Here is a 26,873-nt window from a genome sequence, read left to right as displayed (position 1 = left end):
GGGTTAGAGGCGGAGGGCTTCACCCCAAAATCCGATCTCCCCGACGAAAGTCGGGGCCCAGTGTCCACCTGGTATGAGGGACAGCTCTGATCAGCGCCAAGGCCTTTGCCGGCTTGCCAGCTGGGCCCCGACTTTCGTCGGGGAGATCGGAGGGAGGGGGGCGAGGTTTTCAGGGTCAGGCCTCGATGATCTCAAGAAGCTGGGCCGCCACGCTGACCGCAATCACCTCCGGCGCCTTGCTCTTCAGGCCCGGGATGCCGATCGGGCAGGTCAGGCCCTCGGCGCCGACACCCTCGTCCCTCAGCCTGCGGAGGAAGCGGGCCTTCTTGGTCTCGGAGCCGATCAGACCGACGTAGGCCGGGGCGGCAGACAGGGCCGCGCGAGTCAGCAGGTAGTCGAGGTCGTGGTTGTGGGTGAGGATCAGGACGAGGTCGTCGGGGCCGGCCTGGGCGGCCAGTTCGATGAGGCGGGCTTCGTCCTGGATGGCGACGCCGGGGGCGGCGGCCTCGGGACGGCTGTCATGCCAGTCGAGGCGCAAGGGCAGGGGGGCGAAGGCGCGGGCGATGGCCTGGCCGACGTGGCCGGCGCCGAAGAGGAGGAGGCGCGGACGGCTGGTGTCGATGCGTTCGATGAGGGCGTCGCCTTCGGAAAGGGTCGGGCGGCGGCCGGCGAGCGGGGCGCCGGCGGCGTCGACCATGGCGATCGCACCGACCCATTGGGTCTCGTCGGTGAAGAAGGCGCGGTGCAGGTGGGTTCCGCAGACGCGGGCCTGCAGGGCGTAGGGCTGGCCAGCGGCTTCGGCGCGGGCGGCGGGTTCGAGCCAGGCGCGGGCGTCGGCGTCCAGCCGTTCCAGCAGCAGGCGGACGTGGCCGCCGCAGCACTGTTGCAGGAAGGGGCCGAGGGGGTAGTCCTGCATCGCCCAGGCGCGGTCCGACTGGAGCAGGCGGCGGGCCTGCTGTGTGGCGCGGTATTCGAGATTGCCGCCGCCGATGGTGCCGGACTGGCTTAGCCGCGTGACCAGCATGCGGGTCCCGGCCTCGCGCGGGGTCGAGCCCTCGGCGGCCACGACGGTGACCAGGGCGAGCGGTTCGCCGCGCGTGACGGCGCTCAAGGCTTGGGCGGCCCAGGTCATTGCGCGCCTGCCCGGCGACGGACCTCGGCCACAGCCATGAGGATGCGCTCGGGCGTGGCCGGGGCGTCGAGGTTGGGCATGACCTTGCGGTCGACGACAGCGGCCACGGCGTCGGTCAGGGCGCTGAACACGCTGATCGCCAGCATCAGCGGCGGCTCGCCAACCGCCTTGGCGCGGTGGATGGTGTTTTCCGGGTTGGGCTGGTCCCATAGGTCGATGTTGAGCACCGGCGGGCGGTCCGAGCAGGCCGGGATCTTGTAGGTCGAGGGGGCGTGGGTCTTGAGGGCGCCGTGTGCGTCCCAGACCAGTTCCTCGGTGGTCAGCCAGCCCATGCCCTGGATGAAGCCGCCCTCGATCTGGCCAAGGTCGATGGCCGGGTTCAGGGAGGCGCCGCAGTCGTGCAGGATGTCGGCGCGCAAGACACGGTTCTCGCCGGTCAGGGTGTCGATGGCGACCTCGGCGCAGGCGGCGCCCCAGGCGTAGTAGAAGAACGGCCGGCCCTGGTGGCGGCTGCGGTCGTAGTGGATCTTCGGCGTGCGGTAGAAGCCGGCGGCCGACAGGCTGATGCGGTTGAACCAGGCGCGGCGGGCCAGTTCAGTGAAGGTCAGGACCTGGTCGCCGGCGTGGACATTGCCGTTCTCGAAGCGGACGACGGCGGCATCGACCTTGAACTCCGTCGCCATGAAGGCGGCGAGGCGGGCCTTGATCTGGTTGGCGGCGTCGAGCGCCGCCATGCCGTTGAGGTCGCTGCCCGAACTGGCGGCGGTGGCGCTGGTGTTGGGCACCTTGTCGGTGGCCGTGGCGGTGATCTTCACCCGCTCGATGCCGATGCCGAAGGCCTGGGCCACGACCTGGGCGACCTTCTGGTAGAGGCCCTGGCCCATCTCCGTGCCGCCGTGGTTCAGCATCACCGAGCCGTCGGTATAGACGTGAATCAGAGCCCCGGCCTGGTTGAGGTGGGTGGCGGTGAAGCTGATGCCGAACTTGACGGGGGTCAGGGCGAGACCGCGCTTGAGGTGCGGCGAGGTCGCGTTCCAGGCGTCGATGGCGGCGCGGCGGCGGCGGTAGTCGCTGGTTGCCTCGAGGCGTTCGATCAGGGCCAGGGCGGGGGAGTGGTCGACGGTCTGGCCGTAGGGGGTCTGGTCGCCGGCGACGCCGTAGAGGTTGGCCTTGCGGACGTCGAGCGGGTCCTTGCCCAGCTCAAGCGCAATGGCGTCCATGGCCCGCTCGATGCCGACCATGCCCTGTGGACCGCCGAAGCCGCGGAAGGCGGTGTTGGAGACGGTGTGGGTCCGGCATCGGTGCGAGATGATATGCGCTGTTTGCAAAGCATAGGCATTGTCGCTGTGGAACATCGCCCGGTCGTTGATGGCCATGGAGAGGTCGGCGCTGTAGCCGCAGCGGCTGGCGTGCTCGACGGCGTAGCCGGCCAGGCGGCCCTCGGCGTCGAAGCCGACCTGCCAGCCGGTCTCGAAGTCGTGGCGCTTGCCGGTCATCACCATGTCGTCGTCGCGGTCGAGGCGGACCTTGGCCGGGCGCCCCGTGCGGCTGGCGATCAGGGCGGCGGCGGCGGCGAACAGGGCCGGCTGGCTCTCCTTGCCGCCGAAGCCGCCGCCCATGCGGCGGACGCTGACGGTGACGCTGTGGTCGGGGACGCCCAGCACCTTGGCGACGTTGTGCTGCACCTCGGTCGGGTGCTGGGTCGAGCACCAGACATGGACGTCGCCGTCCTCGCCGGGGGTGGCGATGGAGATCTGGCCCTCGAGGTAGAAATGGTCCTGGCCGCCGATGGCGACCTGGCCCGCCAGGCGATGCGGCGCGGCGGCGATGGCGGCGGGGGCGTCGCCCAGCGTCATGACCTGGGCGTCCTCGATGACGCTGCCGGCGGCGCGGGCGGCGGCGATGTCGAGGAGGGGGGTGAGGTCTTCGTATCTAATTTGGGCGAGGGCGGCGGCGGCGCGGGCCTGGGCAAGGGTCTCGGCGGCGACGGCGAACAGGGACTGGCCGACGTATTGCACCAGGCCGTCGGCGAAAAGCGGGTCGTCGCCGACCACCGGGCTGACATCGTTCTTGCCGGGGATGTCGGCGGCGCAGACGACATCGACGACGCCGGGGGCGGCGCGGACGTCCCACAGGTCCATCTCGAGGATGCGGGCATGGGCGCGGGGGCTCATGGCCATGAAGACGTGCAGCAGATCCACGGGCTCGGGCAGGTCGTCGATGTAGGTGGCCGAGCCGGCGACATGCTTTTCGGCGCTGTCGTGCTTGAGGGGGCGGTGGACCACACCGGGGAGAGGCGCGCCGGCGTCAGGCATCGACAGGCTCCAGGCTCAGGACGCTGGGGCTTTCGACGAGCAGCTTGCGCAGCAGGTTCTGGGCGGCGGCCAGGCGGTAGGCGGCGCTGGCCCGCATGTCGTCGATGGGCTGGAAGTCCTGCGCCAAGGCGTCGGCGGCGGCCTCGACGGTTTGATCCGTCCACGGACGGCCGGTGAGGGCGGCTTCGCAGGCCGCGGCGCGCTTGGGCGTGGCGGCCATGCCGCCGAAGGCGATGCGGGCCTCGGTGACGACGCCGTCCTCGATCTTCAGGGAGAAGGCGCCGCAGACGGCGGAGATGTCCTGGTCGAAGCGCTTGGAGAGCTTGAAGATGGCCACCCGGCGGCCAGGGTCCGGGCGCGGGATGGTGATGGTCTCGATGAACTCACCCGGGCGGCGGTCCTGTTTGCCGTAGGCGAGGAAGTAGTCCTCCAGCGGCAGGACACGGACGCTGTCCAGGGACCGCAGGGTGATGCTGGCCCCCAGCGCGATCAGGGCCGGCGGCATGTCGCCGATCGGCGAGCCGTTGCCGATGTTGCCGCCGACCGTGCCGCTGTTGCGAACCTGGACCGAGCCCAGGCGGCGGAGCAGTTCGCCGAGGTCGGGATGCAGGCGGCTGAGGGCCGGCAGGGCGTCGCTGTAGCGGACGGCCGAACCGATGGTCAGGGCCTCGTCGGTTTCGGTGATGGTTTGAAGCTCGGGTATGGCGCCCAGCCAGACGACGATCGGCAGCTGGCGGTGCTGCTTGGTGACCCACAGGCCAACGTCGGTGGCCCCGGCCAGCAGGGTGACGGCGCCGCTGTCGCCGGCCATCTTCAGGTCGGCGGCCAGCTGCTGGACGGTGCGCGGCGCGAACCAGTGGAGGTTCTTGCGCTGGATGATGAGGGGTTCGTCCTGGGCCAGCTCGCGCAGGGCGGCGATGAGATCGGCTTCATCCTCGGGCGGAGCGGCGGCCGCGTTTGCCGCGGCGACGATGGGGCCGTAGCCGGTGCAGCGGCAGAGATTGCCGGCCAGGCTGTCGTTGACCGGCGGCGGGGCGGCCTCGCGGCCGCGCACCCACAGGCTCATGACGAAGCCCGGCGTGCAGAAACCGCACTGGCTGGCGTGATGCTCGACCATGGCGGTCTGCACCGGGTGATGGTCGCCGAGGCTTTCGACGGTCTTCAGCGCCTTGCCGTCCAGCATGGGGGCGAACAGGATGCAGGCGTTGACGGCCCGCCATCTGACCTGCTCGCCCTCGAGCTCGCCGAGCGCCACGGTGCAGGCCCCGCAGTCGCCCTCGGCGCAGCCTTCCTTCGTGCCGGTGCGGCGCAGGTCGTAGCGCAGCAGGTTGAGCACGGTGGTGGTCGGGTCGATGTCCTTCAGCTCGACCGTCTCGCCGTCCAGGATGAAGCGGACCGTATCGCGCATCAGCTGCCCCGGTAGGTGGAATAGCCGAACGGCGAGACCAGCAGCGGCACATGGTAGTGGGCAGCCGGATCGGCGACGCAGAAGTCGAGGCCGACGGTCTCCAGGAAGGCGGGGTCAGGCAGGGTCAAGCCGAGGCTGCGGAAATAGGCGCCGATCTCGAATTCCAGGCGATAGGGGCCGACCGTCATGGTTTCGGCGGTGAGCAGGGGCGCGTCGCAGCGGCCGTCGGCGTTGGTGCGGGTGTGGGCCAGGACCTGGCCGTCGCGGATCAGGCGCAGGGCCACTCCGGCGGCCGGGCGGCCGTGGGTGGTGTCGAGGACGTGGGTCGTCAGACCGGTCATTGGCGCTCCAATCGCCGCCGAAACGCGGCGGAGCAGTCCAGAATTCTCTCTTGAGGCGCCGAATGCAACCGTTGTGGCCCGCGACATGACGCCAAGCCTTGACGTTGGGCGCCCACAGCGCTCCGAATGGGCGTCCCATGAGCGACAGCTATTCCAGAAACCTGATCGGCTACGGCCGAAACCCACCGCACGCGGGCTGGCCCGGCGGGGCGCGGATCGCGGTGCAGATCGTGCTGAACTACGAGGAGGGCGGCGAGCGCTGCATCCTGCACGGCGACGCCGGGGCCGAGACCTTCCTGTCGGACATGATCTTCCCCGGCCCGGTCGAGGCGGCCGAGCATATGAGCATGCAGTCGATCTATGAGTACGGCTCCCGGGCCGGGGTCTGGCGGCTGCTGCGGCTGTTCGAGAAATACGACGTGCCGCTGACGGTGTTCGGGGTGGCGATGGCCATGGAGCGCAATCCGGCCGTGGTCGAAGCCTTCCTCGAGGCCGGGCACGAGATCGCCAGCCACGGCTGGCGTTGGATCAACTACCAGGACATCCCCGAGGCCATCGAGCGCCAGCACATGGCGCGGGCCATTGAGATCCACACACGCCTGACCGGGGAGCGGCCACTGGGCTGGTATACCGGGCGCACCAGCCCCAACAGCCGGCGCCTCGCGGCGGAGGAAGGCGGTTTCCTCTACGACGCCGACGACTACAGCGACGACCTGCCGTTCTGGACGACCGAGGCCGGGCGGCCGCACCTGATCGTGCCCTACACCCTGGAGGCCAACGACATGCGGTTCTCCGGCACCGGGCTGAACACCGGCGACCAGTTCTTCAGCTATCTGAAGGATGCCTTCGATGTGCTCTACGCCGAGGGGGAGGAAAGCCCGAAGATGATGTCGGTCGGCCTGCACTGCCGGCTGGCCGGGCGGCCCGGCAAGATGCTCGGGCTGGAGAAGTTCCTGCGCTATGCGCTGGGCCATAAGGATGTCTGGTTCGCCCGCCGGATCGAGATCGCCCGCCACTGGCGCGAGCGGCATCCGCATGGCTGAGCCCGATTTCACGACGCGGTTTGGGGCGATCTACGAGGACAGCCCCTGGGTCGCCGACGGGGTCTGGGCCCATGCGGCCGAGCTGACCACGGCCGAGGCGATGGCCAGGGCCATGGCCGAGGTGGTGGATACGGCCTCGTACGAAAAGAAGCTGGCGCTGATCCGGGCCCACCCGCAACTGGCCAGCCGGGCCCGGATGGCCGACGCCTCGGTCAAGGAGCAGTCGGGGGCGGGGCTGGACCAGTGCAGCCCGGAGGAGTTCGCCGCCTTCCAGCGCCTCAACGCCGCCTACAACGACCGCTTCGGCTTTCCCTTCATCGTCGCCGTCAAGGGCATGAGCCGGGCCGACATCCTGGCCGCCTTCGAACAACGCCTGGCCAACGACGCGGAGACGGAGTTCGCAACCGCCATCGCCCAGATTCACCGCATCGCCCGCTTCCGCCTGGACGACCTCTTCAAGGACCTTTCGTGACCCATCCCTACGCCGGCCTGATCGACCTGGCCCAGCCGCGCCTGGGCGGCGCGGTGGTCTACGCCACCGACGACTTCTTCGCCGACAAGAGCCGGATGATCGACCCGGCCGAGCCGGTGTTCATCCCCGGCAAGTACGACGACAACGGCAAGTGGATGGACGGTTGGGAGAGCCGCCGCAAGCGGGTTCCCGGCCACGACTGGGCGATCGTCAGGCTGGGCGCGCCGGGCCAGATCGCCGGCTTCGAGATCGATACGCGCAACTTCACCGGCAACTACCCGCCGGGCGCCTCGGTCGAGGCCTGCGTCTCGGACGCCGAGGTTCCGGGCGAGGAGGCCGGCTGGACCCTGCTGGTCCCCCAGATCGACCTGCAGGGCGACAGCCGGCGGTTCGTCAACGCCGTGCACGAGGGGGTCTGGACCCATGTGCGGCTGAACATCTTCCCCGACGGCGGGGTGGCGCGGTTCCGCATCTTCGGGACCATCCACAAGGACTGGTCGAAGGTGGCGGCCGATACGGTGCTCGACCTACTGGCCATGGAGAACGGCGGTCGCGGCCTGATCGCCAACGACGAACACTTCGGCCGGGTCGAGAACCTGACCGCGCCCGGCCGCGGCAAGGACATGGGCGACGGCTGGGAAACCCGCCGCCGCCGCGAGCCCGGCCATGACTGGGCGGTGCTGGAACTGGGTCATGCCGGCGTCATCGAGGAGATCGTTGTCGACACCGCCCACTTCAAAGGCAACTACCCCGATCGCTGCTCGATCCAGGCGACGGCCGAGGCGCACGGGACAGTGGAAGAGATCGCCGCGGCGGCCGAGGCCTGGCCGGTGCTGCTGGGCGAGGTGAAGCTGTCGATGGACCACATCCACGTCTTCAAGGCCGAAGTAGCGAAGCTGGGTCCGGTGAAGTTCGTGCGGCTGAACATCTATCCGGACGGCGGCGTCAGCCGGCTGCGGCTGAAAGGGCGGATCGCGGGGTGACCTGGCGGCGAGGAACCTACCCCCACCACATCGACCTATGCTGGCTCGCCTGTGACCGCGAAGGGCGACTGGCCGCCCTCACGACGGGCGGGCAGGGGCCCGTCCCAGTCAGGGTTTTGGAGGCCTCCGGTCCTCCAGATATCGATGTCGAGTTTGCTCTTCGCGGGCTTCCGGCACGGTCCGCTCCACCGAACGACCAAGGTCTCTGTGAGAGCTTTCAGATGCTGTGCGCGCGCGGGCTGTTCGTCTTTGACTGGTCCGATGTCCATCGCCCGTCGGAGTACCTATTGGCCTATGAGCTTCAGGCGCGGCCGCAGGTCACGCTGCGGTTTGCGGACCTGCCAGCGCCCTTGGCGCGAATGGCGGACCTGGCAAGGCTGGACCTTTCGTTTGAAGGAACGACGCTGATCGACCCGCACCCACTCCTGCACTGCCTGGACGGCCTGGGCTGACCATTCCGCCAGCTGCTTGCCGCTCAACCGGGCCTCGGCCATCCTGCCGTTGAGCGGGATGGAGGATGGGAATGCGCGTCTGGACAATCGCCCTGCTATTGGCCGCCCTCGCCAGCCCCGCGACGGCGATGTCCTGCGACGAGGCCCTGGCGCGAGTGGACACCTTCGGGCGGCTGCGCTGGAAAGACCCGGTCAAGGCGCCGCCGGCCTGGGCGGTCGAGGTCGACTGCCAGTTCGAATGCTATTTCGCCGAACCGGAAGGCACGCGCTACGCCCTGGGTGATGGCTTCATGATGGACAAGGAACTGGTTGCCGGGACCGGGACGCCTTGGCCGTGGGGGCTGGACAGCCATGACGGGCCGGCCGAAGCGAAGGCCAAGCTGGCCCGGCTGTTGCCGAACGAGGGGTCCATGAACGTCCGCGAGGGCGGTCCGACCTACAATCTCGACATCGCCGACTGCATGGTCTGGATCGAGGTGACCTTCGAAGGCGAGCGGGGCGTCAAGGCCGTCAGCCTGAACGCCCAGCCCTGATCAGCTGGTCGCCGGGCACCGCGGCAGCTTCCGTTTCCGGGCCAGTTGGTCGACCCGGGCGCGGGTCAGCAGGCCGCGGCCGTCCAGCTGTTCCCGCCCGGCCGTGCTGAGGACGCCGAAGTAACCGCCCCCCAGCCGCTTCAGGTAGAAGACGGCGTCGCGGTGATAGGGGATGCTGGGAACGGCGCCGTACTCGGTGTCCATGAAAACCGCGATGTGGCTCGGCGTCCGGCCGCCGACATAAGTTTTCGACACCGAGACCCGATAGCCCTCGTTGGTGTTGCGCAGGGTGCCGAGGACGGCGACGTCATAGCAGAACTCGGCCGGCTCGGCGGCGATGGCGGGCGCGCTCATCGGGGCGGCGAGCAACAGAAGCGCGGGCAACAGAACAGGGCGCACGGCGGATCCTCCCTTGTTGTCCGGGCAGGCTGCGCCCGGACCGGAGAGGCGTCAACTGACGGTCAGGCCGGTGTGCGTTCGACAAGGCCGCCCTGCCGCTCGATGAAGCCGACGATGTCGTCGACGCCCTTGAGGCGGGTGAGGTCGCTCATCACCGTCGGCCGGGTTCCGCGCTGGACCCTGGCGTCGCTCTCCATCACCGACAGGTCGGCCCCGACATGCGGCGCCAGGTCGGTCTTGTTGATGATCAGCAGGTCGCTGCGGGTGATGGCCGGGCCGCCCTTGCGGGGGATCTTCTCGCCCTGGCAGACGCTGACGACGTAGAGGGTCAGGTCGGCGAGGTCGGGGCTGAAGGTGGCGGCCAGGTTGTCGCCGCCGCTCTCGATGAAGATGATGTCGAGGCCTGGGTGGCGCTGGTTCATCTCGTCGATGGCGCGCAGGTTGATCGAGGCGTCCTCGCGGATGGCGGTGTGCGGGCAGCCTCCCGTTTCGACGCCCATGATGCGGTCCTCGGGCAGCGCCTGCAGGCGGTTGAGGATGAGGGCGTCTTCCCGGGTGTAGATGTCGTTGGTGATGACGGCGAGCGAGTAGCGGCCCCGCATCGCCTTGCAGAGCTTCTCGGTCAGGGTGGTCTTGCCGCTGCCGACGGGGCCGCCGATGCCGACGCGCAGGGGTCCGTTTGTGCTCATGAGATGAACAGCCGGACGGGCTGGGTTTCGTGGCGCATGGAGGCGATGTCGCTCATCAGGGCGCAGGCTCCGAGGTCGTCGAGGGACGAGGCTGCGGCGCGGGCGGCGGTTTCGAGGATCAGAGGTTCCAGAGCGGCCAGCACGGCGACGCCGTCGGTCTGGCCGAGCGGCACGGCGCGCAGGGCGATGCTGGTCAGGTTGCTGGCGAAGGCGTGGAGCCAGGCGGTCAGGGCGGGCTCCAGCGGCACGGAATGGGCGGCGGCGGTGGCGCCGACGGCGACGCAGTAGGGGGCGGGGTCGCCGTAGGCTGGGATCAAACCCAAGGGCCGCCAGGCGCGGGCGGCGATGAGGAAGGCGGCGCCCTGGCTGAGGGACTCCCGGCGGCGTTCGAGGGAAGGGGCCATGGCGTCGGCCAGCTCGGCGGCGTCGGCGAGGCGCTGGCTGTCGGCGCTGGTCGAGGCGCGCCAGGCTTCAGTCAGGAGGACGGCGTCGGTCCAGCCCGAGCCGTGGGCGAGCAGGGCGGCGATCCAGGCGTGGAGGCTGGCGCGGTCGTGGACGGCGCCGTCGGCGATGGCGGTCTCCAGGCCGTGCGAATAGCTGAAGCCGCCGACCGGGAAGGCGGGCGAAAGCCAGGTCAGGAGCTTGAGAAGCGGCGCGCTCATATCCTTCTCCCGCTTGTCGGGAGAAGGTGGCCGCGAAGCGGTCGGATGAGGGCACCGCCGGCGGTCAGGGAGTTATTGTGGAAGCGGCACGCCAACCGTCCAAGGCTGGCGCTGCCCTCATCCGACCCCCTTCGGGGGCCACCTTCTCCCGACAAGCGGGAGAAGGGACGGTTAGTGTTCGTGAACATGGTGGGCTCCGCCGTATGCGCCGCCCTCGGGGTCGAAGCGCGCCGTCACCCGATGCACATGGGCGCCCAGATGCTCCAGCATGTGGGCGATGACGTGGTCGTAGCGGATCAGCAGGCGCTGGCCGTCGATCTGGGTGGCCAGGTGGCGGTTGCCCAGGTGCCAGGCGAGTTGCAGCAGGTGTTCGGGGCTGTGGGCGGTGATTTCCAGCAGGTCCTCGGGGGCGGCCAGCACCTCGAGGATGCGGCCGTCGTCGAGCTTCAGGCCGTCGCCATGCTTCAGCTGCACCGCGGCGGGTTCGTCCAGCAGCGCGTCGATGCCCAGGTGGTCGCTGGTCAGCACGGTGCGGCGGCGATGGCGGCCGTCCTGGTCGAGGGTGACGTGGTCGGCGGCGGACGACCAGGTTCCGGCGGGGAGGATGGCGGCGACTTTCAGCATCAGAACAGGAAATACCGTTGGGCCATCGGCAGGACCGTGGCGGGTTCACAGGTGAGCAGCACGCCGTCGGCGCGGACCTCATAGGTCTCCGGATCGACCTCGATGTGCGGCAGGGCGTCGTTGTGGATCATGTTGGCCTTGGAGAGGCCGCCGCGCACGTTCTCGACGGCGACAAGCTGCTTATCCGTGCCGATGCGGCCGCGCAGGCCGCCGTCCAGCGCCGCCTTCGAGGTGAAGACCACGGACGACCGGGTCAGGGCCTTGCCGAGCGCCCCGAACATCGGCCGGTAGTGGACCGGCTGCGGCGTCGGGATAGAGGCGTTGGGATCGCCCATCGGCGCGGCGACAATCGAGCCGCCGAGCAGCACCAGGTCGGGCTTCACCCCGAAGAAGGCCGGGTCCCACAGCACCAGGTCGGCCCGCTTGCCGACCTCGACGCTGCCGATGTGGCGGCTGACGCCCTGCGCAATCGCCGGGTTGATCGTGTATTTGGCGATGTAGCGTTTGACCCGCGCGTTGTCGGCCGCCCCGTCGCCGGGCAGCGGCCCCCGTTGGCGCTTCATCTTGTCGGCGGTCTGCCAGGTGCGGATCAGCACCTCGCCGACCCTGCCCATGGCCTGGCTGTCGCTGGAGATGATCGAGAAGGCGCCCAGGTCATGCAGGATGTCCTCGGCGGCGATGGTCTCGCGGCGGATGCGGCTCTCGGCGAAGGCGATGTCTTCCGGGATCGACGGATCGAGGTGATGGCAGACCATCAGCATGTCGAGGTGCTCGGCCAGGGTATTGACCGTGTACGGACGGGTCGGGTTGGTCGAGCTGGGGATCACGTTCGGCAGCCCGCAGACCTTGATGATGTCCGGCGCGTGGCCGCCGCCGGCCCCCTCGGTGTGGAAGGCGTGGATGGTGCGGCCCTTGATGGCGGCCACCGTGTCCTCGACGAAGCCGGACTCATTGAGCGTGTCGGTGTGGATCATCACCTGGACGTCGTAGGCGTCGGCGACGGTCAGGCAGTTGTCGATGGCGGCCGGGGTGGTGCCCCAGTCCTCATGCAGTTTCAGCGAACAGGCGCCGGCCAGGATCTGTTCCTCCAGCCCGCCGGGCAGGGAGGCATTGCCCTTGCCGCTGAAGGCCAGATTCATCGGCAGGCCGTCGGCCGCTTCGATCATCCGCTGCAGATGCCAGGGCCCGGGGGTGGCGGTGGTGGCTTTCGTGCCCGTCGCCGGTCCGGTGCCGCCGCCCAGCATGCAGGTGACGCCGCTCATCAGGGCGTCCTCGACCTGTTGCGGGCAGATGTAGTGGATGTGGGCGTCCATCGCGCCGGCGGTGAGAATCTTGCCCTCGCCGGCGATGGCCTCGGTGCCGGGGCCGACGATGATGGTGACGCCGGGCTGGGTGTCGGGATTGCCGGCCTTGCCGATGGCCGCGATCAGGCCGTCCTTGAGGGCCACGTCGGCCTTGACGATGCCCCAGTGGTCGATGATCAGCACATTGGTGATGACGGTGTCGACGGCGCCCTGGGCGCGGGTCTGCTGGCCCTGGCCCATGCCGTCGCGGATCACCTTGCCGCCGCCGAACTTCACCTCCTCGCCATAGGTGGTGAAGTCCTTCTCGACCTCGACGAACAGCTCGGTGTCGGCCAGGCGCACGCGGTCGCCGGTGGTCGGGCCGAACATGTCGGCGTAGAGGGCGCGGCCGATGCGGGCCATCTAAAGGTCCCCCATCACCGACTGGCGGAAGCCGTAGATGCGCCGGCCGCCGAGGATGGGGACCAGGGTCACCTCGCGGGTCTGGCCGGGCTCGAAGCGCACCGCCGTGCCGGCGGCGATGTCGAGCCGCCAGCCGCGGGTGGCGTCGCGGTCGAAGGCCAGCGCCGGGTTGGTCTCGAAGAAATGGTAGTGGCTGCCGACCTGCACCGGCCGGTCGCCGGTGTTGGCCACCTCCAGGGTGATGCGCGGGGCGCCGGCGTTGAGCTCGATATCGCCCTCGGCCGTGATGACTTCGCCCGGAATCATGAACGGCTCCGGTAGCGGGCGATCAGCCGGACCAGCGGCGCCGTCAGGCGCTCGCCCATGCGGGTCAGGGGAGTCCGGAACCAGACGGTCAGGCCCATGATGCCGACGGCGGCGAGCAGGGCCAGGCCGTGCTCGCCGCTGAAGCCGTGCAGCAGGCCCGGAGCGCCGTGCCCCTCGTGGGCGGCGGCGGGGGTGGCGACGCTGAGGATCAGCAGGGCGGAAAGCATGCGGGTCATCGGACCTCTCAGCGGATGGGGTGGTGGACGGTCACCAGCTTGGTGCCGTCGGGAAAGGTGGCCTCGACCTGGACGTCGTGGATCATCTCGGCGATGCCGCTCATCACCTGGTCGCGGCTGATGACGTGGGCGCCGGCCTCCATCAGCTCGGCGACCGAGCGGCCGTCGCGGGCCCCCTCGACGACGAAGTCGCTGATCAGGGCGATGGCCTCGGGGTGGTTCAGCTTGACGCCGCGCTCCAGCCGCCGCCGGGCGACCATGGCCGCCATGGAAATCAGCAGCTTGTCCTTTTCGCGGGGGGTCAGGTTCATCAGAGGGTCCAGACGGCGGGCGGGGCGGCGCCGAGGGCGGCGAGGGCCGGGATCAGGGCGCGGCGCAGGCTGAGGCCGTCGGCGGCGGCGAGGCGGACGACCAGCTTGCCGTCGAAGGCGCTGGCTCCGCCCAGGTCGCCAATCGCGGCGCGGACGGCGTCCAGGCGGGTGTCGGCCTCGGGCGCGACGAGCAGCAGGGTGGCGAAGGCGCCGGCCCCGGCCAGCAGGGCGGGCTGGTGGATCAGGTGCGGGATGTCGTCGTCCAGTTTCAGGTCGTCGGCGAACACCAGGCGGCCGCCCCGGCGGATGCGCCAGCGGTCGTGGAAGGCGCCGCGCGCGAAGGTCTCGCCCATGGCGTGGCGGCCGAGGATCACCGCCTCGGCGACGAGCAGGCTGGCGTCTTCGGCGACCTCGGCGGTGATGCGGCGCGACAGGGCCGAGCCGTCGAACAGGATGGTTTCCTGCGGCAGCCAGTCGAGCCGGGCGCCGGCTTCGAGGGTGAGGCTGGTCTCGACCCGGGCAACATCGGCGCTGGCCCGGTAGATGCGCTCGCAGGCCTGGGTGGTGAGGACGGCGTGGGCCCCGGCCCCGGCCTCGACCGTCCAGGCGAAGCGGTCGCCGCCGGTCATGCCGCCGGCCGAGTTGATCATCACCGCCTCGAGCGCGGCGCCCCGCGCGCGTGGCAGGCGCAGCTTGGCCGAACCCTCCTGGTAGAGGCGCGACAGCCGGGTGCGGCCATCCTCCGACCGGACCACCAGCCGCGCGGTCCCCCGCGCCCGTTGCGGGACGGCGGCGGCCGGAAGGTCGAGGGTCGCAAGGTCCATGGCCGCACTGTCGGCGGCGGGTTGGCAAGGTCCAACGGGCGCGGCCGTCCGCCGGCGCGCTTTCGGACGAACGCCTGTTTTTTAGGCGCCGTCCTCCACGGGGGCGGGATGACGCGCGGGCGGAATTGGAGGAAGCTGCCGCCAAGAGCGCGACAGCGCCGATGGGAGACGCCGATGGCCTACCAGAGCATCCAGGTCGAACCGCGGCCGCACGGCTTCGGCGCCGCCGTAACCGGGCTCGATCTCACCCGGCCGCTGCCGGCCGACGTCCTGGCCGAGGTGCGCCAAGCCTGGGCGGCGCACTCGGTGATCTGTTTTCCCAATCAGCCGATGGACCTCGACGCCCTGGAGGCCTTCACCCTGCAGCTGGGCCCGTTCGGCGAGGACCCCTTCATCAAGCCGATGCCGGGCCGGCCCAATGTGCTGGAGCTGCGCCGCGAGCCGGACGAGACGGCGACCAACTTCGGGGCCGGCTGGCATTCCGACTGGAGCTTCCAGAAGACGCCGCCGGCCGGCACCCTCCTGCATGCCCAGGTCGTGCCGCCGGTCGGGGGCGACACCCTCTATGCCGACTGCTACCGGGCCTGGGAGACCCTGTCGGACACCATGAAGGCGATGCTCGCGCCCTTAAGGGCCGTGCACAGCGCCCGGCAGGCCTATGGGCCGTCCGGGGTTTTCGCCAAGGAAACCGGCAAGCGGACCATGCAGATCGTGGTCAGCGAGGAGGCGGAGGCGACCGTCGCCCACCCGCTGGTCGTCACCCACCCGGTCAGCGGCCGCAGGGCGCTGTTCTGCAGTCCGGTCTATACGGTCGGCATCGAGGGCATGACCCGGCCCGAGGGCATGGCCATCCTGCGCTTCCTGTTCGAGTACATCACCCAGGACGACTTCGTCTACCGCCACCACTGGGCGGCCGACATGCTGACCCTGTGGGACAACCGCTGCACCCTGCATTTCGCGGATGGCGGCTATGACGGCCACCTGCGGGTGATGCACCGCACAACGGTGGCCGGCGACGTCCCCCAGGCCTAGGCTGCCCCATCTGGGTGCAACAGGCATTTGCCTTGACCCATCAACGCCCTAACTCCAAGGTCGAGGCGGAAAGTCGCCGTGATTTGGCGCGAGGGGGCGCTGTCTTGGTCAACAGGTTTTCAAGGGCGTTCGCCCCGGTGCTGCTCGCGCTGCCGCTGGCCCTGGGGACGGCCTCTGGGGCCGGCGCCCAGGACTTCGACGCGGTCATGGCGGCGCCGGACGATGTCGAGCTGAACCTCGCCTATGCCCGCGACCAGGCTTCGCAGGGCAACCTGTCGGCGGCCGCCTCGGCGCTGGAGCGGGTGCTGATCCAGGAGCCCAATCGCCACGCCGACCGGCTGTTCTACGCGGTGCTGCTCTACCGGCTGGGCGACTACCAGGGCGCCAAGGCGGAACTGGACCGGCTGAAGGGCGCCAACCTCTCGCCGCTGCAACGGGCCGAGGCCGACCGCTACCTGTCGCGCATCAAGGAAAAGACCGCCGACCACGCCGTCTCCGGCCGGCTGACGGCGGGTGTGATCTACGAGGACGACGCGGCCGGCGCCTATTTCACCGCCTTTGACATCTTCGGCGCGCCGCCGAAGGAAGAGGGGACCTCCAGCGAACTGTCCCTGGCCCTGAACGGCCGCCTCGACCTGGGCAACAGCAAGAGCTGGGAGCTGTACGGCTCGGGCCTGGCCTATGACCGCTCCGCGCTGTCCGGCGCGGCCGTCGACTTCCAGCGCTTCGAGGGCGAGGGCGGCGTCGGCCATCGCACGCGGCTGACCAGCCTGCGGGTCGGTGTGGTGGCGCGGCAGGTGCGGCTGGAGGGCGACCCGCAGCTGACCGAACTGGGCGTCCGCGGCGCCTTCAACTGGCGGGTCGCCAACCGCACCACGTTCGGCCTGCGGGCCGAGGCGGTCGACCAGAACTACGACGAGCCGGCCATCGATGCGGTGTCGGGCCTGATCGGCGGCGACCGCGACGGCGAGCGCTACAGCCTGGATGTCACCCTCAGCCACAAGCTGGCCGCCCGCACGACCGTCACTGGCGGCCTCGGCTACGAGGTCAAGACCGCCTCCTACGAGCCGTTCGGCTATTCGGGCCCACGCCTGTCGCTCGGCCTCGATCAGCGCTTCAAGCGCGGCGTCTACCTTTCGGGCACGGGCTCGGCGCGGTGGCTGGAGTACGACGAGGCCGATCCCTTCTTCCTGCTCGGCCGCCAGCGCGAGGACACCCGGCTGAACGGCCGCCTCGCCGTCGGCGCGCCGCTCAGCGCCTTCTCCGGCAGGGGATCGACCGGCGACCTGCGCGAGGACATCGCCCTGGAAGGGGCGCTGACCTACGCCAGCCGTGAAAGTGGCTTCCCGCTCGCCGACTACGAAGGCTGGGGGGCGGAGCTTCGCCTGATCTGGCGCTTCGGCGCGCGTAATTAGAGCTGTCAGGAACGCATCCGATGAAGACGCTCAGGATCCTCTCCCTCGCCGCCGCCAGCTGGCTGGCCCTGTCGGCCGGGGCGCTCGCCCAGGAGCAGGTCGGCGTCAACGCCGCCATCCGCAACCAGGTGCAGCAGAAGAGCGGCCCCGCCCCCCTGCGGCCGGCCGTGGTGCGCGGGCCGGTCAAGCTGGGCGACCAATATGTCACCGGTCCGGCCAGCCAGGTGCAGGTGCTGCTGCGCGACCGCTCGACCTTCACCGTCGGCGCCAACGCCCGGATGACCGTCGACCGTTTCGTCGCCCCCGCGCCGAACAATCCGGGCGGGGTCAGCGCCAGCGTCGCCAAGGGGGCCTTCCGCTTCGCCTCCGGCAAGACCTCCCGGGGCCCCTCGCGCCAGGCCATCACCACACCGGTCGCCTCGATCGGCGTGCGCGGCACCATCGTCGAAGGCCTGGTCGGGCCCGAGGCCCTGGCCCTGCTCAAGGAGCAGCCCGGCGTGCCGCCGTTCACCGGCGATCCGGAGACCATGCTGCTGGTTGTGCTGCGCGGCCCGGCCGGCTCGTCCGACAGCTTCGACACCCCCGGGGCCATCGATGTCGAGCGCGGCGGGCGGACGACGGTCCTCGACCGTCCGGGCCTGGCGCTGATCGTCACCGACGCCGGGGTGTTCGGACCGTTCGAGCTGACCGACGAGGTCTCGGCCCAGCTGATCGCCCTGTTGCTGCCGCCACCCAGTTCGGCGGACGACAGCGGCCGGGGCGGCGACACTGAACCGGCCTATGTCGCCTCTGGCGACGCCGCCGACGGGCCGGACGGGCAACCGCCGGCCGACGGCTCGGAGAATTTCGAGCCGACGCCGGACGTGCGCGACAATCCGGCCGGCGACGGTCCGTTCCCGCTGTTCCCGCCGGTGGACCCGATCCCTTAGGGGGCTAGAACAACCAACCGCCTTCGACCCCGGTCGGAACCTCCTCCGGCGGCGCGAGGGCCGGGGCGTTCATCGGTTCGCCATCGCCCTTGGGCGCGACGATGATGCCGCCGGCGACGTCGTTGACCGTGACGAAGATGGTCTGCCGGTCTTCGCTGCGGCCGTCGCTGACCAGGACCTCCACCGCATAGATATTGTCGCCGTCGGCGTCGGACGGGATTTCGAAGTCCGGCGGGATGTTGAAGGTCAGTTCGCCGGTCGCGGAGTCGATCTGGAAACTGCCGGAGTCGGCTCCGTCGAGGATGGCGAAGCTCAGCACGGCGCCGGCGTCGTTGTCGGTCGCGGTGATGAAGGCGATGAAGGTGACGTTCTCGTCGACGGTGATGAAGGCCTCGTCGCCGCCGCCGTCGAAGGTGAACTGCGGGATGTCGTTGCTGACATCGATGGTGGTGTCGGCGAACTCCAGGAACTCGATGTCGAACAGGTGGTCGGTGAAGCCGCCCGGACCAGTGACGAAGATGTCGTTCTCGTCGCCGAAGGCCACCGTGTATTCGGTGCTGGCGTTGACGTAGACCACGGTGTCGACGTCGACATCGTCGCCGCCGTCGATCTCGTCGGTGTCGCCGTCGCCGCCCTGAATGCGGTCGTCGCCCAGTTCGCCGAACACCTTGTCGTCGCCAAAGCCCCCGTCGAGGGTGTCGTTGTCGTCGCCGCCGCGCAGGGTGTCGTCGTCGTTGCCGCCGTCGAGGTCGTCGGCCCCGCTGCCGCCGCTCAGGAAGTCGTTGCCAGAGTCGCCGCGCAGGCTGTCGTTATCGCCGCCGCCGTCCAGGCTGTCGTCGCCGGCCTCGCCGAACAGGCTGTCGTCGCCCGCGCCGCCGTCCAGCTGGTCATTGCCGTCGAGGGCGAACAGCTGGTCGTCGCCGGCGTCGCCGTGCAGCAGGTCGACGTCAAGGCCGCCGTAGACCAGGTCGTTGTCGTCGCCGCCGAACACCAGGTTGAAGCCGTCGCCGGTGATGATGGTGTCGTCGCCGGCCTGGCCATAGAGGGTGTCGTCGCCGTCGCCGCCGTCGAGGCTGTCGAAGCCGTCTCCGGCGTAGATGATGTCGTTGCCGACATCGCCGAACAGGTTGTCGGCTCCGGCGAAGCCGTTGATCGTGTCATTGCCGCGCAGGCCGTTGAGGGTGTCGGACCCGGGGGTGCCGTTCAGCACATCGGCATTGAGCACGATGCGCACCCCGGCGCTGGCCGACTGGGCCAGGGGATCGACGATTTCGATGGTCAGGGTGTGGGGCGAGACTGGAACGTCCGAGGTCGAGCGGTAGCCGAGCGCCTCGACCACCGCCTCGATGGCCTGGCGGGTGGCGTTGCCGTTGAAGATGATGACCAGGTCGGTCCCGGAGCCGCCCGTGCCGGTGCCGATCGGCGAGCCCTGGAAGGAGACGGTGAAGGTACTGCCGGCGCTGACCCCGACCTGGCCGGGGCCGCCGCCGAAGTTGATCACCGACACCAGGTCGGCGGCGTCCAGGCCGCTGACCCGCAGGGTGGCGCCGTTGTAGTTCGCCACGCCGTTCGAATAGGCGACGTCGAAGTCGATGCGCTTGACCGGGTCGGCCTCATTGACCGTGAAGATGCCGATCAGGTTGGTCAGCGTCGGGCCGGGCGCTTCGCCGGCGTCGTCGGTGACGGTGACGGTGATGGTCTGCTGGCGGACCTCCACCCCGTCCGAGGCCTGGACGACGACCTCGTATTTGTTGTCGCCGTCGAAGTCCTGCGGGCTTTCGAAGTCCGGCGGAGTGGCGAAGCTGAGGAAGCCGGTGGCCGGGTCGATGTCGAACAGCGCCCCGTCCGGGCCGCCGACGATGCTGTAGGTGACGGTCTGGCCCTCGGGGTCGACGGCGACGACGGTGGTGACGTCGGGCTCGTTCTCCTGGAGGCTGATCGAGGCGGTCGGGCCGCCGCCGTCGGAGGTGATCACCGGCCGCTCGTTGTCGTCGGTGACGGTGACGGCGATGGCCTGGGCGTCGCTGAAGGTCCCGTCGGAGACCTGGACGACGACGTTGTAGACGCCGTCGGTTCCGGAATCGGTCGGGGTCTCGAAGTCGGGGGCGGTGACGAAACGTAGCTCGCCACTTGTCTGGTCGATGGTGAACAGCGACTGGTCGACGCCGCCGACGATGCTGTAGGTCAGCGCCGCCCCGGCGTCCGGGTCCGTGCCGCTGACGAAGGTTACCAGGTTGGTGTTCTCGTCGACATTGACGGCGGCGTTGGTCCCGCCGCCGTCGGAGACGATGGCCGGGCCTTCGTTGACGTTGGTGACGGTGACCGAGATGGCCTGGCTGTCGAACAGGGTCCCGTCGGTGACCAGGACCACGACCTCGTAGACGCCGTCGAGGTTGGCGTCGGTCGGCGCTTCGAAGTTGGGCGAGGTGATGAACTCCAGCGCCCCGGTGGCGGTGTTGATGGTGAACAGGCCCGCGTCGGCGCCGCCGGCCAGGGCGAAGGTCAGGGTTGAGCCGGCGTCGGGGTCGGTTGCGGTGATGTTGGCGACGAAGGCCGGGACGAGGTTTTCGGCGACATTGAAGCTGGCCGTCGGCCCGCCGCCGCCCGAGGTGATGACCGGGGCCTCGTTGACGTTGGTGACGGTGACCGCGATGGCCTGGGTGTCGGACAGGGCCCCGTCGAAGGCGCGGACGACAACGTCGTAGACGCTGTCGAGGCCGGAGTCGGTGGGGTTTTCGAAGTTCCGTCCACTGATGAACGACAGCACGCCGGTGTTGGCATCGATGGTGAACAGGCCAGCGTCGATGCCGCCGACGATGGCGTAGGTCAGGGTGACGGTGTCGGGATCGGTGGCCGTGACGGTAGTCACCGCCGTGCTGTTCTCGGCGATGTTGATGGCGGCGGTCGGGCCGCCGCCGTTGGAGGTGATGGTCGGCGGGATGCCGACCTCGCCGATGTCGGTGACGAAGACGTTGAGCGTCTGGACGTCGGCCAGCTGGCCGTCGCTGGCCCGGACCAGGACGATGTAGCGGTTGTCGCCGTTGCTGTCGGTCGGGGCCTCGAAGTCGGGCGGGGTGACGAAGCTCAGGTTTCCCGTCGTGGCGTTGATGGTGAAGCGGGCCGCATCGGCCCCGCCGGAGATCGAATAGGTGACCACAGCGCCGGCGTCCTGGTCGGTCGCGCTGACGGTGGTGACGAAGGTGGCGCCGTTCTCGGCCCGGGTGATGTTGGCCGTCGCGCCGCCGCCGTTGGAGGTGATCACCGGGGCGTCGTTGCGGTTGGTGACGGTGACGTTGATGGCTTGGGTGTCGGTGTTGGTCCCGTCGCTGGCCTGGACGACGACGTTGTAGACCCCGTCGCCGTTGCTGTCGGAGGGGGCCTCGAAGTCGCGGCCGCTGACGAAGGCCAGGACGCCGGTGTTGGTGTCGATGGTGAACAGCGCCTGGTCGACGCCGCCGACGATGCTGAAGGTCAGCGGGGTGGCGACGCCGTCGGGGTCGGTGGCGGTCACCGTGGTCACCGCCGTGCTGTTCTCCAACACGCTCTTGGTCGCCGTGGCGCCGCCGCCGTTGGAGGTGATGGTCGGGGCTTCGTTCTGGTTGGTGACCGTCAGGTTGATGGTCTGGGTGTCGGTCAGCGTCCCGTCGCTGGCCTGGACGATGACGGTGTAGACGTTGTCGGCGTTGGCGTCGGCGGGCGCTTCGAAGTTGGGATTGGCGGCCAGTTGGATGACGCCGGCCGCGTTGATGACGAAGCGGGCGGCGTCGGCCCCGCCGATGATGCTGTAGGTGATGGTGGCGCCGGCGTCGGGATCGACGGCGACGATCGAGTTGGGGCCCAGCGTGTTCTCGGAAATGGTGTAGCCGCCGACCGCGCCGCCGCCATTGCTGGTGATGACCGGCGCCTCATTGAGGTTGGTCACCGCGACATTGATCACCTGGCTGTCGCTGAAGGTCCCATTCGAGGCCTGGACGACGACCTGGTAGCTGTTGTCGGTGTTGCTGTCGGTGGGGGCCTCGAAGTTGGGCGGGGCGACGAAGCTGAGCACACCGGTCGTGCTGTTGATCGTGAAGCGGGCCTGATCGAAGCCGCCGACGATGCTGTAGGTCAGGGTCGCGCCGTTCGGATCGTTGGCGGTGACGGTGGTGACGGCGGTTCCATTCTCAGCCCGGCTGAGGCTGGCGGTCGGTCCGCCGCCGTCGGAGGTGATGGCCGGGGCCTCGGGCGCGTCGGTGACGGTGACGGCGATGGCCTGGGTGTCGGTGTTGGCCCCATCGGAGACCTGGACGACGACGTCATAGATGTTGTTGGCCCCGGCGTCGGCGGGGGCCTCGAAGTTGGGGGCGGCGATGAAGCTCAGCGCCCCCGTGGTGGCGTTGATCGTGAACAGGGCCGCGTCGGCCCCGCCGGCCAGGCTGAAGGTCAGGGTGGCGCCGGCGTCGGGATCGGCCGCGGTGACGGTGGTCACGGCGGTGGTGTTTTCGGCCAGGCTGGCGGTGGCGTTGGCGCCGCCGCCGCCGGAGGTGATGGCCGGCGGCTCGTTGGTGTTGGTCACCGTCACGGCGATGGCCTGGGTGTCGCTCAGCGTACCGTCGGAGACTTGGACGACGACGTCGTAGACGTTGTTGGCGCCGGCGTCGGCCGGCGCCTCGAAGTTTCGTGTGCTGATGAAGGCCAGCAGCCCGGTCGTCGGGTTGATGGTGAACAGGGCCTGGTCGGCCCCGCCGACGATGGAGAAGGCCAGGCTGGCGCCGGCGTCCGGGTCGCTGGCGGTCACCGTGGTGACGCCCAGCATGTTCTCAGGGATGCTGGCGGTGGCGCCCGCCCCACCGCCGCCGGAGGTGATCGCCGGCGCCTCGTTGCCGTTGGTCACCGTCACGGCGATCGCCTGGCTGTCGGTGATCGTTCCGTCGGAGACCTGCACCGTCACGTCGTAGACATTGTTGCCGCCGGCGTCGGTCGGGGCCTCGAAGTCGCGGCCGGAGATGAAGGCCAGGGCGCCGGTCGTGGCGTTGATGGTGAACAGGCCCTGGTCGGCGCCGCCGACGATGGAGAAGGTCAGGCTGGCCCCGGCGTCGGGATCGGCGGCGGTGACGGTGGTGACGGCGGCGGCGCCTTCGAGGACGCTGGCCGTGGCGGACGGGCCGCCGCCGTTCGAGGTGATGACCGGGGCCTCGTTGGTATTTAGGATCGTCAGGCTGATGGTCTGGGTGTCGCTCAGCGTGCCGTCGAAGGCGCGGACGATGACTTCGTAGACGTTGTTGGCGCCGGCGTCGGCGGGGGTCTCGAAGTCGCGCGGCGCGGCCAGCTGCAGCAGGCCGGTGGTCCCGTTGATGGTGAAGAAGGCGGCGTCGGCGCCGCCGATGATGCTGTAGGTCGGGGTAGTGCCGTCGGGATCGGTGGCGCTGACCGTCGTCGGGCCGGTGGTGCCTTCGAAGATCGAATAGGCCCCGGTCGGTCCGCCGCCGAGCGAGTTGATCACCGGCGCGCCGTTGGTGTCGGTGACCCGGATGTTGAGGGTCTGGGTGTCGGTGCGGGCCCCGTCACTGACGCGGATCTGCACCTGGTAGATGTTGTTGGCGCCGCTATCGAGCGGGGTGGAGAAGTCCGGCGGGTTGGCGAAGTCGAGCACGCCGGTCGCCGGATCGATGACGAAGAAGCCCTGGTCGGCGCCGCCGATGATGGCCCAGGTCAGGGTGGAGCCGGCGTCCGGATCGACGGCGGTGTTGACCAGCGAACCGGTCGTGCCCTCGGTGACGTCATAGGCCGCCGAGCCCGCGCCGCCGCCGGAGGTGATGGCCGGCGCCTCGTTGGCGTTGGTGACGGTGATGGTCAGGGCCTGCGTATCGACCAGGGTCCCGTCGCTGGCCTGGACGACGACCTCGTAGGCGTTGTCGGCATTGGCGTCGCCGGGAGCCTCGAAGTTGGGGGCGGTGACGAAGCTGAGGGCGCCGGTGGTGGCGTTGACGCTGAACAGGGCCGCATCGGCGCCGCCGACGATGCTCCAGGTCGGGGTCGTGCCGTCGGGGTCGGTGGCTAGGTTGGTGGTGACGGCCGTGAGGTTCTCCGCCACCGACCGCGTCGCCGTCGCGCCGCCGCCGTTGGAGGTGATGACCGGGGCTTCGGCGACGTTGGTGACGGTGACCGCCAGGGCCTGGGTGTCGAACAGCGTGCCGTCGCTGGCCCGGACGATGACGTCGTAGACGTTGTTGGCGCCGACGTCGGTGGGGGCCTCGAAGTTGGGGGCGACCTTGAATTCGAGCAGGCCGGTGGCGGCGTTGATCTTGAATTTGGCGGCATCGGCGCCGCCGACGATGGCGAAGGTCGGGGACGTGCCGTCGGGGTCCGTGGCGGTGACGGTGGCGACGACGGTCGAACCTTCGGCCGTCGAAGCGATGGCGCTGGTCCCGCCGCCGCCGGAGGTGATCACCGGCGTTTCGGCGGCGTTGGTGATGGTCACGCTGAGGGTCTGGGTGTCGGTCAGCGCGCCGTCGGAGACCTGGACGATGACGTTGTAGACGTTGTCGAGGTTGGCGTCGGCGGGGGCCTCGAAGTTGGGGGCGCTGACGAAACTGAGGACGCCGGTCGTGCTGTTGATGGTGAAGCGGGCGGCGTCGGCGCCGCCGGCGATGCTGTAGGTCAGCAGGGCGCCGGCGTCGGGGTCGGCGGCGGTGACGGTGGTGACGGCAGCGCCGTTCTCGGCCTGCGACAGGGCGGCGGCGGTTCCCGCGCCGTTGGAGGTGATGGCGGGCGCCTCGCCCTGGTTGGTCACCGTGACGGCGAAGGCCTGGGTGTCGCTCAGGGACCCGTCGCTGGCCTGGACGATGACGTCGTAGACGTTGTTGGCGCCGACGTCGGTCGGGGCTTCGAAGTCGGGGGCGGCGACGAAGCTCAGGGCGCCGGTCGTGGCGTTGATGGTGAAGCGGCTGGCGTCGGCGCCGCCGGCGATGCTGTAGGTGATGACCGCGCCGTTATCGATGTCGACGGCGGTGACGGTGGCGACGCTGGTCCCGTTCTCGACGCGGCTGGCCACAGCGTTGGCGCCGCCGCCACCCGAGACGATGGTCGGGGCGTCGTTGGCTCCGGTGATGGTGACGGTGACGGTGGTCGGACTGGTCAGCCGGGCGATGTTGGCGCCGCCGTACAGCAGGTAGGAGACGCCGGCGTCGGTGCGGCCGCTGGGGTCGGCGTTGGGCGAGCCGATCAGCAGGTCGGCGATCCCGTCGCCGTTGACGTCGCCGACGGCCGAGACCGCCTGGCCGCTGAAGCCGCCGCTCGCCCCGCCGCCGACCAGGAAGCCGTTGATGCCGTTGAGGGCGGTGAGATCCAGGCTGGCCCCGAAGCCGCCGGCCTTGCCGAAGATCAGGTAGGTCTCGCCGGAATCGGTCCCGCCGGCCCCGTCGGCGTAGAGAGCGCCGATCAGCAGGTCGTCGATGCCGTCGGCGTTGACGTCGCCGGCCGAGCTCACCGTGTGGCCGGTCAGATTGCCCGCCGCCGAGCCGGTGATGACGAAGCCGGTCGTGCCGGCCAGGCTGGAGAGGTTGACGCTGGCCCCGAAGCCGCCGCTGCGGCCGTAAAGGATGTAGACCGAGCCGGCGCTGGTCCGGCCGGCGGGGTCGGCATAGAGGGCGCCGATGGCGACGTCGTCGATGCCGTCGGCGTTGAGGTCGCCGGCCGAGGCCACCGACCAGCCGGCGTTGTCGCCCGCCGTCACGCCATTGATGGTGAAGCCGTTGGTCCCGTTCAGGCTGGCCAGGTCGATGTTGGCCGCGAAGCCGCCGGTGTGGCCGAACAGGACATAGGCCTCGCCGGCCGCCGTCCGCGCGCCGGGATCGCCGCCGGCCGCGCCAACGATCAGATCCGCGATACCGTCGTTGTTGAGGTCGCCGGCCGAGGCCACCGAGATGCCGGCCACGTCGCCCGCATCGATCCCCGACAGCGAAAAGCCGTTGGTCCCGTTGAGCGAGCCTGCGTCGATCGAGGCGCTGAAGGCGCCGGTATGGCCGAACAGGACATAGGCCTTGCCGGCCGAGACCCGGCCGCCGGGATCGGCCTCGCGGGCCCCGACCACCAGGTCGGCGATGCCGTCGTTGTTGAGGTCGCCCGCCGCTGAGACGGCGAAGCCCAGGCCATCGCCGGCCCCGGCCCCGCGCAGCACGAAGCCGGTCGAACCGTTGAGGCTGGAAAGGTCCAGCGATCCGGAGAAGCCGCCGGCCGCCCGGCCGAACACCACATAGGCCGCCCCGGCGTTGGCGCCCGGCGCGCCGTCGGACCAGGGCGAGCCGATGACGAAGTCGGCCCGGCCATCGCCGTTGACGTCGCCGATGCCGTCGATGACCGTGCCGCTGTAGTCGACGGCGGCGACGCCGTTGATGGCGAAGCCGTTGGCGGTGCTCAGGGTCGCCAGGTCGATGGGCGAGGCGTAGCCGCCGGCCCGGCCGTAGATGACGTAGCTGGTCCCGGCGTTGGTGCGGCCGCCGGGGTCGGCCTGCAGGGCGCCGATGAGGATGTCGTTTCGCCCGTCGCCATTGACGTCGCCGATGCCGCTGACCGCGTAGCCCGACAGGTCGCCGGCCGCCGCCCCGATGATCGAGAAGCCGTGGGTGGCGGTCATCGACCCGGCGGCGAAGGCCCCGTCGGGGGCGATCCAGGAGGCGCCGCCGTCGGTGGCGACGTAGGTGAAGCTCTCGGTGGCCGTCTGGCCGGCGGCCAGGTTCTGGTAGGCGGCGCTGACCAGGAAAGTCAGCGTGCCGTTGGCGTTGACCTGGATCTGGGCGCCGGAGACCAGGGTGATGACCGAGCCGGGGGTGACGCTGGTTCCGTTGATCTGGACGATGCCGACGACGCCGGTGTCGTTGCTCAGGACCGGCAGGACGACGGCCCCGCCGTTCTCGGTGGCGGCGCCGGTGTCGGCGGCTCCCGAGACGATGCGGGGCGCGGCCAGCGGCTCGCTGTCCCCCGGGATCAAGGCCGCAAGGGGGGCGTCGCGAGAACTGGTTTTTACGGCCACGATGTCTTCCCCTGAAACCCCAATCGGCCCCTCCGACCGACTGACGCGCCG

The 26,873-nt window shown here is 69.9% G+C and carries 22 protein-coding genes; 8 read left to right on the top strand and 14 right to left on the bottom strand.

Annotated elements, in window-relative coordinates:
• Positions 1-175: 175 nt before the first annotated feature.
• Genes xdhC through uraH form a run of 4 tightly spaced genes read right to left on the bottom strand, consistent with a single transcriptional unit; the run spans position 176 to position 5,196 of the window.
• A complete protein-coding gene (xdhC, locus tag AC1RSK_RS10945) occupies positions 176-1,132 on the bottom strand; it encodes a xanthine dehydrogenase accessory protein XdhC (protein ID WP_492907557.1) in 957 nt (318 codons plus the stop codon).
• Positions 1,129-3,447, bottom strand: coding sequence for a xanthine dehydrogenase molybdopterin binding subunit (xdhB, locus tag AC1RSK_RS10940; RefSeq protein WP_492907556.1), 2,319 nt, complete (start codon positions 3,445-3,447; stop codon positions 1,129-1,131). Before xdhB ends, xdhC begins: the two co-directional genes overlap by 4 nt.
• Positions 3,440-4,855: a xanthine dehydrogenase small subunit gene (gene xdhA, locus AC1RSK_RS10935; RefSeq protein ID WP_492907555.1), complete on the bottom strand. Its 1,416-nt coding sequence runs from the start codon at positions 4,853-4,855 to the stop codon at positions 3,440-3,442. The genes xdhB and xdhA overlap by 8 nt, the downstream gene beginning before the upstream one ends.
• Positions 4,855-5,196, bottom strand: coding sequence for a hydroxyisourate hydrolase (gene uraH / locus AC1RSK_RS10930; RefSeq protein ID WP_492907554.1), 342 nt, complete (start codon positions 5,194-5,196; stop codon positions 4,855-4,857). The genes xdhA and uraH overlap by 1 nt, the downstream gene beginning before the upstream one ends.
• 137 nt (positions 5,197-5,333) lie before the next feature.
• On the opposite strand from uraH, the gene puuE reads away from it, so the two are divergent.
• The 5 genes from puuE to AC1RSK_RS10905 all read left to right on the top strand — a co-directional run bounded on the left by puuE (position 5,334) and on the right by AC1RSK_RS10905 (position 8,679).
• Entirely contained in the window at positions 5,334-6,239 is a 906-nt protein-coding gene (puuE, locus tag AC1RSK_RS10925; RefSeq protein WP_492907553.1) for an allantoinase PuuE, read from the top strand.
• Positions 6,232-6,711 carry a 2-oxo-4-hydroxy-4-carboxy-5-ureidoimidazoline decarboxylase gene (uraD, locus tag AC1RSK_RS10920; protein ID WP_492907552.1) on the top strand — a complete coding sequence of 160 codons (480 nt, stop codon included), beginning with the start codon at positions 6,232-6,234 and terminating at the stop codon, positions 6,709-6,711. The genes puuE and uraD overlap by 8 nt, the downstream gene beginning before the upstream one ends.
• Complete coding sequence (gene alc, locus AC1RSK_RS10915) at positions 6,708-7,694, top strand: allantoicase (protein WP_492907551.1); 987 nt, start codon at positions 6,708-6,710, stop codon at positions 7,692-7,694. Before uraD ends, alc begins: the two co-directional genes overlap by 4 nt.
• 221 nt (positions 7,695-7,915) lie before the next feature.
• A complete protein-coding gene (locus AC1RSK_RS10910; protein ID WP_492907550.1) occupies positions 7,916-8,146 on the top strand; it encodes a hypothetical protein in 231 nt (76 codons plus the stop codon).
• Between the two features lie 71 nt (positions 8,147-8,217).
• On the top strand, positions 8,218-8,679 hold the full coding sequence (locus AC1RSK_RS10905; protein WP_492907549.1) for a hypothetical protein: 462 nt from the start codon (positions 8,218-8,220) through the stop codon (positions 8,677-8,679).
• Here AC1RSK_RS10905 and AC1RSK_RS10900 read toward each other — a convergent pair whose 3' ends face one another.
• The 9 genes from AC1RSK_RS10900 to AC1RSK_RS10860 form a co-directional block, all read right to left on the bottom strand.
• Positions 8,680-9,078, bottom strand: a complete 399-nt coding sequence (locus AC1RSK_RS10900) for a hypothetical protein (protein WP_492907548.1) — start codon at positions 9,076-9,078, stop codon at positions 8,680-8,682.
• Between the two features lie 62 nt (positions 9,079-9,140).
• The gene (gene ureG, locus AC1RSK_RS10895) at positions 9,141-9,767 is read right to left on the bottom strand and encodes an urease accessory protein UreG (protein ID WP_492907547.1); all 627 of its coding nucleotides are present in this window, start codon (positions 9,765-9,767) and stop codon (positions 9,141-9,143) included.
• Positions 9,764-10,429 carry an urease accessory protein UreF gene (locus AC1RSK_RS10890; protein WP_492907546.1) on the bottom strand — a complete coding sequence of 222 codons (666 nt, stop codon included), beginning with the start codon at positions 10,427-10,429 and terminating at the stop codon, positions 9,764-9,766. The genes ureG and AC1RSK_RS10890 overlap by 4 nt, the downstream gene beginning before the upstream one ends.
• 171 nt (positions 10,430-10,600) lie before the next feature.
• Complete coding sequence (locus AC1RSK_RS10885; protein WP_492907545.1) at positions 10,601-11,053, bottom strand: urease accessory protein UreE; 453 nt, start codon at positions 11,051-11,053, stop codon at positions 10,601-10,603.
• Positions 11,053-12,759, bottom strand: coding sequence for an urease subunit alpha (gene ureC, locus AC1RSK_RS10880; protein WP_492907544.1), 1,707 nt, complete (start codon positions 12,757-12,759; stop codon positions 11,053-11,055). Before ureC ends, AC1RSK_RS10885 begins: the two co-directional genes overlap by 1 nt.
• A complete protein-coding gene (locus AC1RSK_RS10875) occupies positions 12,760-13,065 on the bottom strand; it encodes an urease subunit beta (RefSeq protein WP_492907543.1) in 306 nt (101 codons plus the stop codon).
• The gene (locus tag AC1RSK_RS10870; RefSeq protein ID WP_492907542.1) at positions 13,062-13,301 is read right to left on the bottom strand and encodes a hypothetical protein; all 240 of its coding nucleotides are present in this window, start codon (positions 13,299-13,301) and stop codon (positions 13,062-13,064) included. Before AC1RSK_RS10870 ends, AC1RSK_RS10875 begins: the two co-directional genes overlap by 4 nt.
• An 8-nt stretch (positions 13,302-13,309) precedes the next feature.
• Complete coding sequence (locus AC1RSK_RS10865) at positions 13,310-13,612, bottom strand: urease subunit gamma (RefSeq protein ID WP_492907541.1); 303 nt, start codon at positions 13,610-13,612, stop codon at positions 13,310-13,312.
• Positions 13,612-14,436, bottom strand: coding sequence for an urease accessory protein UreD (locus AC1RSK_RS10860; protein ID WP_492907540.1), 825 nt, complete (start codon positions 14,434-14,436; stop codon positions 13,612-13,614). The genes AC1RSK_RS10865 and AC1RSK_RS10860 overlap by 1 nt, the downstream gene beginning before the upstream one ends.
• 174 nt (positions 14,437-14,610) lie before the next feature.
• On the opposite strand from AC1RSK_RS10860, the gene AC1RSK_RS10855 reads away from it, so the two are divergent.
• The 3 genes from AC1RSK_RS10855 to AC1RSK_RS10845 all read left to right on the top strand — a co-directional run bounded on the left by AC1RSK_RS10855 (position 14,611) and on the right by AC1RSK_RS10845 (position 17,812).
• Positions 14,611-15,468, top strand: a complete 858-nt coding sequence (locus AC1RSK_RS10855) for a TauD/TfdA dioxygenase family protein (RefSeq protein ID WP_492907539.1) — start codon at positions 14,611-14,613, stop codon at positions 15,466-15,468.
• 137 nt (positions 15,469-15,605) lie between these two features.
• Positions 15,606-16,883, top strand: coding sequence for a surface lipoprotein assembly modifier (locus tag AC1RSK_RS10850; RefSeq protein ID WP_492907537.1), 1,278 nt, complete (start codon positions 15,606-15,608; stop codon positions 16,881-16,883).
• A gap of 20 nt (positions 16,884-16,903) precedes the next feature.
• Complete coding sequence (locus AC1RSK_RS10845; RefSeq protein ID WP_492907536.1) at positions 16,904-17,812, top strand: FecR family protein; 909 nt, start codon at positions 16,904-16,906, stop codon at positions 17,810-17,812.
• A 4-nt stretch (positions 17,813-17,816) separates the two neighbouring features.
• Here AC1RSK_RS10845 and AC1RSK_RS10840 read toward each other — a convergent pair whose 3' ends face one another.
• Positions 17,817-26,822, bottom strand: coding sequence for a cadherin domain-containing protein (locus AC1RSK_RS10840; RefSeq protein WP_492907535.1), 9,006 nt, complete (start codon positions 26,820-26,822; stop codon positions 17,817-17,819).
• Between the last annotated feature and the right edge of the window lie 51 nt (positions 26,823-26,873).

The organism is Caulobacter sp. GW821-FHT11A05 (assembly GCF_058809015.1).
This window is presented reverse-complemented; position numbering and strand designations above follow the sequence as displayed.